Origin of the sequence: Piscinibacter sp. (assembly GCF_050175855.1) — a bacterium.
Lineage (GTDB): Bacteria > Pseudomonadota > Gammaproteobacteria > Burkholderiales > Burkholderiaceae_C > Piscinibacter.
Genome location: NZ_JBFXIO010000148.1, coordinates 1 through 11,068, shown reverse-complemented (window position 1 = coordinate 11,068; position 11,068 = coordinate 1). Strand labels below are relative to the sequence as shown.

Genomic DNA, 11,068 nt, shown 5'->3' with positions numbered 1-11,068 from the left:
AGGCCACGCGCGAGCCGAGGCGCAGCACCTCGGCGCGCAGCTCGAAGCGCTCGCCGATGGCCGGGCGCAGGTAGTCGATGCGCAGGTCGATGGTGCCGAGCTTGCCGAAGCGGTGCAGGCGCTGCAGCGGCGGCTCGTCCATGTGGCGTGCACCGATGGCGGCCATCACCGCCAGCCCGCCCATCGCATCCAGCCCGGCACTGATCACGCCGCCGTGCAGACGGTGGTGGCCGTAGTGGCCGATCAGGTCGTTGCGCATCTCGATGGTGCCGGTGACCGATTCAGCGCTGACCTCGCCGATGCGCAGGCCGAGCACGCGGTTGAAGACGATGCGCTGCTCGAAGATGTCCTTGAGCCCGCTCACGAACTCGGCTTCGAAGGGGATGTTCTGGGGCATGGTTGTCGATGATGGCGACGGCCGGGGAGGCTCTCGATAATCGATTGTCCACGCTGGGTGGCGTGGGGAGGATCCGGACATGACCCACGCGATGATCTTCGAGGCCGTGCGCACGCCGCGCGGCAAGGGCAAGAAGGACGGCAGCCTGCACGAGGTCAAGCCGGTGGACCTGCTCGCCGGGCTGCTCGTCAAGCTGCAGAAGCGGCTCGACTTCGACCCCGCCGCGCTCGACGACGTGGTGATGGGCGTGGTCTCGCCGATCGGCGAGCAGGGCTCGGTGATCGCCAAGACCGCCGCACTCAAGGCCGGCTGGGACTTCCGCGTGGCCGGCATGCAGATCAACCGCTTCTGCGCTTCGGGCCTGGAGGCGGTGAACCTGGCCGCGCAGAAGGTTGCCAGCGGCTGGGAAGACCTGGTGGTCGCCGGCGGCGTCGAGAGCATGTCGCGCGTGCCGATCGGCAGCGACGGCGGCGCCTGGGCGCAGGACCCGGCGACCAATTTCGCCACGGGCTTCGTGCCTCAGGGCATCGGCGCCGACCTCATCGCCACGCTGGCCGGCTGGGGGCGCGAGGACGTGGACCGCTACGCATTGACGTCGCAGCAGCGCGCCGCCACGGCGCAGGCGGAAGGGCGCTTCGAGCGCTCGGTGATCCCGGTCGACGACGAGATCGGCCTGCCGGTACTCGATCGCGACGAGTTCATCAAGCCGCGCACGACGCTCGAGGGCCTGTCGCAGCTCAAGCCGGCCTTCGCCGACCTCGGCGCGATGGGCTTCGACACGGTGGCGCTGGCGCGCTACCCGCAGGTGGAGCGCATCGCCCATGTGCACACGGCGGGCAACTCCTCGGGCATCGTCGACGGTGCCGCCGCCGTGCTGATCGGCAGCGAAGCCAAGGGTCGCGAGCTCGGCCTCACGCCGCGCGGGCGCATCGTCGCCACGGCGCTGTCGGGGGCCGACCCGACCATCATGCTGACCGGTCCGATGCCGGCCAGCCGCAAGGCGCTGGCCAAGGCCGGGCTGACGGTGGACGACATCGACCTGTTCGAGGTCAACGAGGCCTTCGCCGCCGTGCCGATGCGCTTCATGAAGGAGATGGGCGTGCCGCACGAGAAGGTCAACATCAATGGCGGCGCCATCGCGCTCGGCCATCCGCTCGGCGCCACCGGGGCGATGCTGCTGGGCACGCTTCTCGACGAACTGGAGCGTCGATCGCTCAAGCGCGGGCTGATCACGCTGTGCGTGGGCGGCGGCATGGGCATCGCGACGATCATCGAGAGGGTGTGAGCGTGCAGACCATCCGCTACGAACTCGGCGCCGACGGCATCGCGACGATCACCCACGACGCCCCCGGCGCGCCGGTCAACACCATGACCGAGCAGTGGCAGGCCGACCTGGCTGCCGTGGTCGACCGGGTGGAGGCCGACAAGGAGCACGTCAAGGGCGTGCTCGTCACCTCCGGCAAGAAGACCTTCTTCGCCGGCGCGCAGCTCGACAACGTGCTCAAGCTCACGCCGGCCGATGCACCGGCCGGCTTCCGCTCGATCGAGGCGCTCAAGCGTTGCTTCCGGCGGCTCGAGACGACGGGCCGCCCGGTGGTGGCCCTTCTCAATGGCGCGGCGCTCGGCGGCGGTTGGGAAGTGGCGCTGGCCGCCCACGCCCGCTTCGCGATCGACGACCCGAAGATCCAGTTCGGCACGCCGGAGGTCTCGCTCGGGCTGATTCCCGGCGCCACCGGCATCACCAAGACCGTCCGCCTGCTCGGCCTGATGGCGGCCCAGCCCTTCCTGATGGAAGGCAAGCTGTTTGGCCCGCGCGAGGCGCTCGAACTGGGCCTCGTCGATGGCATCGGCTCGACGATGGAAGACCTTCGCGAGATGGCGCTGGCCTGGATCGCCGAACACCCGCAGGCCACCCAGCCCTAGGACCGCAAGGACTACAGGATGCCCGGCGGCACGCCGGCCAGCCCGAAGATCGCGATGGGCCTGACGGTGGCGCCGGCGATGCTGGCCGCCAAGACCCACGGCCTGTATCCCGCCGCGCAAGCCATCCTCGAGACCATGGTCGAGGGCGCCATGGTCGACTACGACACCGCCACGCGCATCGAGAGCCGCAAGCTGGCGAAGGTCATGGTCGGGCAGAACGCCAAGAACATGATCACGGCGTTCTTCTTCAACCTCAATGCGATCAAGTCCGGCAAGTCGCGGCCGGCGGGCTTCGCGCCCTGGAAGCCGCAGCGGGTGGGCGTGCTCGGCGCCGGCATGATGGGGGCGGGCATCGCGCATGCGAACGCCTCACGCGGCATTCCGTGCGTGTTGAAGGACGTCTCGCTCGACAAGGCGCAGGCCGGCGTCGAAGCGATCCGCCGCATCACGTCGCCGCTGGTGGCGAAGGGGCGCATGGACGAGGTGAAGCAGGCCCGCCTGCTCGGTCTCGTGACGCCGACGGCCGACGCGGCCGAGCTGAGGGGCTGCGACCTGATCATCGAGGCGGTGTTCGAGCAGCGCGCACTGAAGGCACAGGTCACGCGCGAAGCCGAACCGATGCTCGCCGAAGGGGGCGTGTTCGCCTCCAACACCTCGACGCTGCCGATCAGTGGCCTGGCCGAGGCGAGTGCCGCGCCGCAGCGCTTCGTCGGCCTGCACTTCTTCTCGCCGGTGCACAAGATGAAGCTGGTGGAGATCATTCGCGGCAAGGCCACCGACGACGAGACCATCGCCCGCGCCTACGACTACGTGCTCGCCTTGGGCAAGACGCCGATCGTCGTCAACGACTCGCGCGGCTTCTTCACCAGCCGGGTTTTCGGCACCTTCGTGATGGAAGGCGCGGCGATGCTGGAAGAGGGCATCCCCGCGCCGCTGGTCGAGCATGCGGCCGAGTCTGCCGGCATGCCGGTCGGGCCGCTGGCGGTGATCGACGAGACCTCGCTGTCGCTGTCGGTGCACGTGATGGAGCAGACCCGCGCCGACTTCGCGGCCGAAGGGCGCCGTTACGTGCCGGCGGCGGGGGAGGCGCTGGTCTTGCGTATGGTCAAGGAACTTGGACGTTCCGGCCGCGCGGCCGGTGGCGGCTTCTACGACTATCCGGCCGGCAAGCCGAAGCGCCTGTGGCCGGGCCTCGCGCAGTTCGAGAAGCCGGGTGTCGAGAGTGACTTCGAGGCGCTGAAGCAGCGTTTCCTCTACCGACAGTCGATCGAGACGGCGCGATGCCTCGCCGAGGGCGTGCTCACCAGCGTGCACGAGGCCAACATCGGCTCCATCTTCGGCATCGGCTTCCCGGCCTGGACGGGCGGGGCGCTGCAGTTCGTCGCCTCCGAGGGCCTGGAAGCCTACCTGCACCGCGCCGATGCCTTGGCCGCACAGTACGGCGAACGCTTCGCTCTGTCCGGTGCCGTTCGCGACGCGCTGCGCCGCGCCTTCACCTGAGCCCGGAAACGAAGAAGCCCCGCGGTGCGGGGCTTCGTTCGTCAGGCCTGAGCCGGGATCACTTCAGGCCGAGGATCCAGGTGACCAGCTTCTTGGCCTCGGCGTCGTTCACCTGGGCATTCGCGGGCATCGGGATCTGGCCCCAGGCGCCCACGCCGCCCTTGATGACCTTGGCCGAGAGCTTGTCGACGGCATCCTTCTGGCCGGCGTACTTGGCGGCGATGTCCTTGTAGGCGGGACCGACCAGCTTCTTGTCCACAGCGTGGCAAGCCAGGCAGTTCTTGGCCTTGGCGAGCGCTTCGTCGGCCATGGCCGGGGCGGAGACGGTGGCGGCGGCAGCAACCAGAGCGAGAGCGGGGAACAGCTTCATCGATTTCCTTTCGAGGTCAAACGGGAAAACTGCGGATGTTTCGGCACCCGCCTTGCCAGCCCGTGGGCTACAGTGACATCAACGGATTGTAGGGGCTGCGGTTGACGCGCAACTTGCGGCAGTTTGACCGGCCCCAGGGGCAGACACATGTTTTTCATCGTCATCGGCGTGTTGGTCATCCTGCTGCACTTCCTGGGTTTCGGCCCCATGGCCTCGTGGACCTGGAACCTCACGGGTGACCTGTGGAAGTTCTGCGTGCCCTTCGCCTTGGCCGCGGTGTGGTGGGCCTGGGCGGACGCCACGGGCTACAACAAGCGCCGCGAGATGGAGAAGATGGAGCAGCGCCGCCAGGCCCGCCGCGAGCAGAACCTCGAGGCGCTGGGCATGGACAAGGCCGCCCGGCGTGCCAAGAAGTCCGCCCGCCGCTGAGCGCGGCGGCCGCCCGGTTCAGTCGAACTTGTCGAGCACGGCGCCGGAACTGGCGCTGGAGGCGTTCTTCGCGAACTTCGCCAGCACCCCGCGGGTATAGCGCGGCGAGGGTCGCTTCCAGGAGGCACGGCGCCTTGCCAGTTCGTCGTCGGAGACGTTGAGCTGCAGCGTCAGCGTGCGGGCGTCGATGGTGATCGAATCGCCCTCGTGCACCAGCGCGATGTTGCCGCCCTCATAGGCTTCCGGTGCCACGTGGCCGACCACCATGCCCCAGGTACCGCCGGAAAAGCGGCCGTCGGTGATCAGTCCGACCGATTCGCCCAGCCCCTGGCCGATCAGCGCGCCGGTGGGCGCGAGCATCTCCGGCATGCCGGGGCCGCCCTTGGGGCCGAGGTAGCGCAGCACCATCACATCGCCGGCCTTGATCTGGCCGGCCATGATGGCGGCAAGTGCCGACTGCTCGTCGTCGAACACGCGCGCCGGGCCGGTGATGGCCGGGTTCTTCAGGCCGGTGATCTTGGCGACGCAGCCTTCCGGGCTGAGGTTGCCCTTGAGGATGGCGAGGTGGCCCTGGGCGTAGATCGGGTTGGAGGCCGGCCGGATCACCTTTTGCTCGGGCGACAGGTCCGGCACGCCGGCCAGGTTCTCGGCCACGGTCTTGCCGGTGATGGTGATGCAGTCGCCATGCAGCAGGCCGGCCTTGAGCAATTCCTTCATCACCGCCGGGATGCCGCCGGCGCGGTGCAGGTCCACCGCCAGGTACTGGCCGCTGGGCTTGAGGTCGCACAGCACCGGCGTGCGCTGGCGGATGCGCTCGAAGTCGTCGATCGTCCACTCGACGCCGGCGGCGTGCGCGATGGCCAGGAAATGCAGCACCGCGTTGGTGGAGCCGCCGGTGGCCATGATCACCGCTACCGCGTTCTCGATCGCCTTCTTGGTGACGATGTCGCGCGGCTTGATGTCGTTTTTCACCGCCTCGACGAGCACCTTGGCGGCCTGCTCGACCATCGAGACGATCTCGCCCTCGACGTTGGCCATGGTCGACGCGTAGGGCAGCGACAGGCCGAGCGCCTCGAAGGCCGAGCTCATCGTGTTGGCGGTGTACATGCCGCCGCAGGAGCCGCTGCCGGGAATGGCGTGGCGCTCGATCTGGCAGAAGTCCTCCTCGCTCATCTTGCCGGCGGTGAACTGGCCCACCGCCTCGAACACGCTGACGATGTTCAGGTCCTGGCCCTTGTACTTGCCGGGCAGGATGGTGCCGCCGTAGATGTAAATCGAGGGCACGTTGGCGCGCAGCATGCCCATCATGCCGCCGGGCATGTTCTTGTCGCAGCCGCCGATGACCATCACGCCGTCCATCCACTGGCCGCCGACGCAGGTCTCGACGCAGTCGGCGATGACCTCGCGCGAGACCAGGCTGTACTTCATGCCCTCGGTGCCCATGGCCATGCCGTCGCTGATGGTCGGCGTGCCGAAGATCTGTGGGTTGGCACCGGCCTCCTTCAGGCCGATGACGGCTGCGTCGGCCAGGCGCTGCAGGCCGGAGTTGCACGGCGTGATCGTCGAATGGCCGTTGGCCACGCCGATCATCGGCTTCTTGAAGTCGCCTTCCTGGTAGCCCAGGGCGTAGTACATCGAGCGGTTCGGCGCGCGGGCCACGCCCTCGGTGATGTTGGCGGAACGGCGGTTGATCTTCGTCATCGGGCACTCCTCGGACAGAGGACGCGATTGTCGGCCGCGGTGGGCAACGCGTCCAATCGATCCTGCGGGCCGCATTGATATGCTCGGCATATGAATCACGATCAGACTGCGCCCGAGATCGAACTGCGCGTCTGGCGCCAGTTCCTGGCCGTGGCCGAGACGCTGCACTTCGGCCGCGCGGCGGCGCAGCTGCACATGACGCAGCCGCCGCTCACGCAAGCGATCCAGCAACTCGAGCGCCGGCTCGGGGTGCTGCTGTTCGAACGCACGCGGCGCAGCGTCGCGCTCACGCCGGCCGGTGCGGCGCTGGTGGAGCCGGCAAGGCAGTTGCTGGCCCAGGCCGCGGCGCTGCCGGGCCGGGCGCGTGACGCGGCGACGGGCGAGGTGGGTCGCATCCGGCTCGGCTTCGTCTCGACGATCGCCTTCGGCCCGCTGCCGCAGTGGCTGCGTGCCTTCCGCGAGGCGCAGCCCGGCATCACGATCGAACTGCGCGAGGCCACCGGCGACGTGCAGTTCGAGGCCTTCGCGGCGCGCGAGCTCGATGCCGGATTCGTGCTGCACGCCCCCGGCATCGCGCCGCCGCCGACTCTGCAGCGGCTGTCGCTCGGCGTCGAACCGCTGGTGCTGGCGCTGCCCGAAGCGGCGCCGAAGCGGCTGGCCGCCGCCGCGCTGCTGGGCGAGCCGCTGGTGATCTTCCCGCGCGCCATCGCGCCGTCGCTGTACGACGCCGTGCTGGCCTTCTATCACCGGTACGGCGTAACGCCGGTGATCGCCCAGGAGGCGATCCAGATGCAGACCATCGTCAACCTCGTGTCGGCCGGGTTGGGCGTGGCGCTGGTGCCGCGCTCGATGCGCTCGCTGCAGCGGCCGGGCATCGTCTACCGGGCACTGCCGGCCGCGCTGGCCGAGGGCGCGCCGCACGCAGAGACCAGCCTGGTCTGGCGGCCGGACGCGCCGCCGGCGGTCCAGCGCTTCGTGGACTTCGTGCAGGCGCAGGGCGCGCGCATCGCCTAGGTTATCGTTCGCGAATGCTCGTGCATCCGCAATTCAGCCCCGTCGCCCTGCAGCTCGGGCCGGTGGCCATCCACTGGTACGGCATCACCTACCTCGTGGCCTTCGGCTTGTTTCTTTGGCTGGCCGGCCGGCGCGCCGCCATGCCGCAGTTCGCTCAGGCCGGATGGACGCGCCGCGGCGTCGAGGATCTGCTCTTCTACGGCGTGCTCGGCGTGGTCATCGGCGGGCGCCTGGGTTACGTGCTTTTCTACAAGCCGGGCTATTACGCCGAGCACCCGCTGGAGGTGTTCGCGGTGTGGAAGGGTGGCATGGCCTTCCACGGCGGGCTGCTCGGTGTCATCGCGGCGATGGCGGTGTATGCGCGGATCAAGGGCCGGCCCTTCCTGCAGCTGATGGACTTGATCGCACCCGCCGTGCCCACCGGGCTGGCCAGCGGTCGCGTGGGCAACTTCATCAACGGCGAGCTGTGGGGTCGCGCCGCCGACCCCAGCCTGCCGTGGGCGATGGTGTTTCCGCAGTCGGGCAGCATGATCCCGCGCCATCCCTCGCCGATCTACCAGTTCCTGATGGAAGGGCTGCTGCTGTTCGTGATCCTGTGGATCTACGGCCGCAAGCCTCGTGGGCCAGGGCAGGTGGCCGGGCTGTTCCTCGTCGGCTACGGTGTCTTCCGCTTCATTGCCGAATTCTTCCGCGAACCCGATGCCTTCCTCGGCCTGCTGGCGCTGAACATGAGCATGGGCCAGTGGCTGTGCGTGCCGATGGTGGCCGTCGGCGCCTGGCTGTGGCTGCGCGGCGCCCGCCTGGCTTCCTGATTCCTCACCATGCGACAGATCTTCCTCGACACCGAAACCACCGGCCTGAATGCCGACTCCGGCGACCGCATCATCGAGATCGGCTGCGTGGAGATGCTCAACCGGCGCCTGTCGGGCCGCAATCTGCACTTCTATCTCAACCCCGAGCGGCCCAGCCACGAAGACGCGGTCAAGGTGCACGGCCTGACCGACGAGTTCCTCGCCGACAAGCCGCTGTTCGCCGCGGTCGTCGACGAGCTGATGGAGTACCTCGCCGGCGCCGAGATCCTGATCCACAACGCGGCCTTCGACATCGGCTTCCTCAACGCCGAACTGAAGCGCCTGGGCCGCCCGCTCTTCGAAGCGCAGGTCGGCCAGATCACCGACACGCTGCTGATGGCCCGCGAGATGTTCCCGGGCAAGTCGAACTCGCTGGACGCGCTTTGCAAGCGCCTGGAGGTCGACAACGCCAGCCGCAGCCTGCACGGGGCGCTGCTCGACGCCGGGCTGCTCGCCGAGGTGTACATCCGCATGACGCGCGGCCAGGATTCGCTGGTGATCGACGAGGTCGAGGCCGCGTCGGCGGAAGTCGCGGTCGAGGCGATCGACCTGTCGCGCTTCGTGCTGCCGGTGATCGCGGCCGACACCGACGAGGCGCAGGCCCACGCCGAGCTGATCGCCGAGCTCGACAAGGCCAGCGGCGGCAAGACCGTGTGGAAGCCGGCCGAGCCGGCTGTGGCATAATGCGAGGCTCTGCGGATCGCGAGGGCGGCTAGCTCAGGGGTAGAGCATCGCATTCACACTGCGGGGGTCGGGGGTTCGAAACCCTCGCCGCCCACCACCGATCCAGACAGAATCTCACGCACGGCCGGGCACTTCCCGGCCGTTTGCTTTTCCGGCGACACAATCGGCGCCATGGATCGAGTCGATGCCCTGGTGATCGGTGCAGGCGTGGTCGGGCTGGCCGTCGGCCGCGCGCTGGCCCGCAGCGGCCTGGAAACCATCGTGCTGGAGCGCGCCGACGCCATCGGCACCGGCACCAGCTCGCGCAACAGCGAGGTCATTCACGCCGGCATCTACTACCCGGCCGGCTCGCTCAAGGCGCGGCTGTGCGTGCAGGGGCGACAGCAGCTCTACGCCTTCTGCGACTCGCACGGCGTGGCGCACCGCCGCTGCGGCAAACTGGTGGTGGCGACCTCGCCGGGGCAGCATGCGGCGCTCGAGTCGACCCGCGCGAAGGCTGCCGTCAACGGCGTGGAACTGCGTTGGCTCGAGCCTGCCGTGGCCCAGGCGCTCGAACCGGCGCTGCGCTGCACCGCCGCGCTGCACTCGCCGGAAACCGGCATCGTCGACAGCCATGACCTGATGCTCGCGCTTCAGGGCGACGTGGAAGCCTCGGGGGGCGCGCTGGCGCTGTGCTCGCCGGTGCTGGGCCTGCGCTGCGGCGCCGCCGGGCATGTCGTGCGGGTCGGCGGCGATTCGCCGATGGAGCTCGAGGCAGGCATCGTCGTCAACGCGGCCGGGCTGTGGGCGCCGGGCGTGGCAGCGGCCACGCAAGGGCTGAGCGCGACGCATGTGGCGCAGGGCCACCATGCGAAGGGCAACTACTTCTCGCTGGCCGGGAGGGCGCCGTTCACTCGCCTGATCTACCCGGTGCCCGAGCAGGCCGGCCTGGGCGTGCACCTGACGCTCGACCTGGCCGGCCAGGCGCGCTTCGGCCCCGACGTCGAGTGGCTCGCGCCCGGATCGCCGGACGACATCGACTATCGCGTCGACCCCGCGCGCGCCGACGGCTTCTACGCCGAAATCCGCCGCTACTGGCCCGAACTGCGCGATGGCGCGCTGCAGCCCGCCTACAGCGGCGTGCGGCCCAAGCTGGGCGGGCCGGGTTCACCGGCGGCCGACTTCGTGGTGCAGGGGCCGCAGGTGCACGGCGTGAAGGGGCTGGTCAACCTGTTCGGCATCGAGTCGCCGGGGCTGACCTCCTGCCTGGCGCTGGCCGACGAAGTGCTGCGCCGACTCGAACTGGAGCCCGCCTCAGCAGGCTGAGGCGGGCCGCTGCCAGCGGCCGTCGATCAGCAGTTCGTGAGGGCCGAACTTCGCCTTGTAGGCCATCTTCTCGCTGCCCGCGATCCAGTAGCCCAGGTAGACGTGCGGCAGCTTCAGCGCCCGCGTCTGCTCGATCTGCCACAGCACGTTGTAGGTGCCGTAGCTGGCCTGGTCGTCGGGCTCGAAGAAGGTGTAGACCGCCGACAGCCCGTCGTTCAGGATGTCGAGGATCGAGACCATCTTCAGCGCGCCGAGCGAACCGTCCTCGGTCGGCTCGCGGAACTCCACCAGTCGGCTGTTGACCCGGCTTTGCAGCAGGAACTGCGTGTACTGGTCGATCGAGTCGTGGTCCATGCCGCCACCGCTGTGACGGCCGGCCTGGTAGCGCAGGTAGAGCTGGTAGTGCTCGGGCACGAAGCACAGGCGCAGCACGCGCGACTTCAGGTGCGAGTGCTGCTTCCAGGCCCGGCGCTGGCTGCGCGTGGGCTCGAAGCTCGCCACCGGCACGCGCAGCGGCACGCAGGCGCGGCAGCCGTCGCAATAGGGCCGGTAGGTGAACATGCCGCTGCGACGGAAGCCGTTGGCCACCAGGCCGGAGTAGGCGTCGGCATGGATCAGGTGGCTGGGTGTGGCGACCTGCGAGCGTGCCATGCGCCCAGCCACGTAGCTGCACGGGTAGGGTGCGGTGGCGTAGAACTGCAGTGAAGCGAGCGGAAGCTCTTTCGGGTGCGTCACGGGCCGGGGTCCTGCTCGGCGTCCCCGGTCGAAAACCCGAGGTGACGCCAGAGCGAAACATCATAGGTCCAATCCCGGATCGGCTCGGCCCCCAGGGCGAGGGACAGGCGGCGCTCGAATTCGGTGAGCCGGCGCCTCTTCACGAGGCCCCAAAGCTGC

At 69.1% G+C, this 11,068-nt stretch carries 12 protein-coding genes and 1 tRNA gene; 9 read left to right on the top strand and 4 right to left on the bottom strand.

The genetic code is table 11. The features are described from left to right. A partial coding sequence (locus AB7U92_RS12855; protein WP_428577219.1) for a thioesterase family protein occupies positions 1–397 on the bottom strand: 397 nt, incomplete at its 3' end. Positions 398–476: 79 nt separating this feature from the next. On the opposite strand from AB7U92_RS12855, the gene AB7U92_RS12850 reads away from it, so the two are divergent. From AB7U92_RS12850 to AB7U92_RS12840, 3 genes are read left to right on the top strand one after another with little or no spacing between them, the layout of a single operon-like run. Continuing rightward, on the top strand, positions 477–1,682 hold the full coding sequence (locus AB7U92_RS12850) for an acetyl-CoA C-acetyltransferase (RefSeq protein ID WP_428577217.1): 1,206 nt from the start codon (positions 477–479) through the stop codon (positions 1,680–1,682). A 2-nt stretch (positions 1,683–1,684) separates the two neighbouring features. Then, positions 1,685–2,320 carry an enoyl-CoA hydratase/isomerase family protein gene (locus AB7U92_RS12845; protein ID WP_428577214.1) on the top strand — a complete coding sequence of 212 codons (636 nt, stop codon included), beginning with the start codon at positions 1,685–1,687 and terminating at the stop codon, positions 2,318–2,320. An 18-nt stretch (positions 2,321–2,338) separates the two neighbouring features. After that, on the top strand, positions 2,339–3,820 hold the full coding sequence (locus tag AB7U92_RS12840; protein ID WP_428577211.1) for a 3-hydroxyacyl-CoA dehydrogenase family protein: 1,482 nt from the start codon (positions 2,339–2,341) through the stop codon (positions 3,818–3,820). A gap of 58 nt (positions 3,821–3,878) precedes the next feature. On the opposite strand, the gene AB7U92_RS12835 is transcribed toward AB7U92_RS12840, so the two are convergent. Further along, positions 3,879–4,190: a c-type cytochrome gene (locus AB7U92_RS12835; RefSeq protein WP_428577209.1), complete on the bottom strand. Its 312-nt coding sequence runs from the start codon at positions 4,188–4,190 to the stop codon at positions 3,879–3,881. Positions 4,191–4,337: 147 nt separating this feature from the next. Between AB7U92_RS12835 and AB7U92_RS12830 the strand changes: the two genes are divergently transcribed. Continuing rightward, positions 4,338–4,619, top strand: a complete 282-nt coding sequence (locus AB7U92_RS12830; RefSeq protein ID WP_428577206.1) for a TIGR04438 family Trp-rich protein — start codon at positions 4,338–4,340, stop codon at positions 4,617–4,619. Between the two features lie 18 nt (positions 4,620–4,637). On the opposite strand, the gene ilvD is transcribed toward AB7U92_RS12830, so the two are convergent. Continuing rightward, positions 4,638–6,320, bottom strand: coding sequence for a dihydroxy-acid dehydratase (gene ilvD / locus AB7U92_RS12825; protein ID WP_428577203.1), 1,683 nt, complete (start codon positions 6,318–6,320; stop codon positions 4,638–4,640). A gap of 90 nt (positions 6,321–6,410) precedes the next feature. Between ilvD and AB7U92_RS12820 the strand changes: the two genes are divergently transcribed. The 5 genes from AB7U92_RS12820 to AB7U92_RS12800 all read left to right on the top strand — a co-directional run bounded on the left by AB7U92_RS12820 (position 6,411) and on the right by AB7U92_RS12800 (position 10,174). Continuing rightward, on the top strand, positions 6,411–7,334 hold the full coding sequence (locus AB7U92_RS12820; protein ID WP_428577199.1) for a LysR family transcriptional regulator: 924 nt from the start codon (positions 6,411–6,413) through the stop codon (positions 7,332–7,334). Positions 7,335–7,348: 14 nt separating this feature from the next. After that, positions 7,349–8,146 (top strand): prolipoprotein diacylglyceryl transferase, encoded by a 798-nt coding sequence (gene lgt, locus AB7U92_RS12815; protein WP_428577196.1) that lies wholly within the window; start codon positions 7,349–7,351, stop codon positions 8,144–8,146. 9 nt (positions 8,147–8,155) lie between these two features. Beyond that, positions 8,156–8,869, top strand: a complete 714-nt coding sequence (dnaQ, locus tag AB7U92_RS12810; protein WP_428577193.1) for a DNA polymerase III subunit epsilon — start codon at positions 8,156–8,158, stop codon at positions 8,867–8,869. Positions 8,870–8,891: 22 nt separating this feature from the next. Then, positions 8,892–8,966 (top strand) — tRNA-Val (locus tag AB7U92_RS12805). A 74-nt stretch (positions 8,967–9,040) separates the two neighbouring features. Continuing rightward, a complete protein-coding gene (locus AB7U92_RS12800; protein WP_428577190.1) occupies positions 9,041–10,174 on the top strand; it encodes an NAD(P)/FAD-dependent oxidoreductase in 1,134 nt (377 codons plus the stop codon). Here AB7U92_RS12800 and AB7U92_RS12795 read toward each other — a convergent pair. Further along, positions 10,163–10,909: an arginyltransferase gene (locus tag AB7U92_RS12795; RefSeq protein WP_428577188.1), complete on the bottom strand. Its 747-nt coding sequence runs from the start codon at positions 10,907–10,909 to the stop codon at positions 10,163–10,165. The genes AB7U92_RS12800 and AB7U92_RS12795 overlap by 12 nt on opposite strands. Positions 10,910–11,068: the final 159 nt, after the last annotated feature.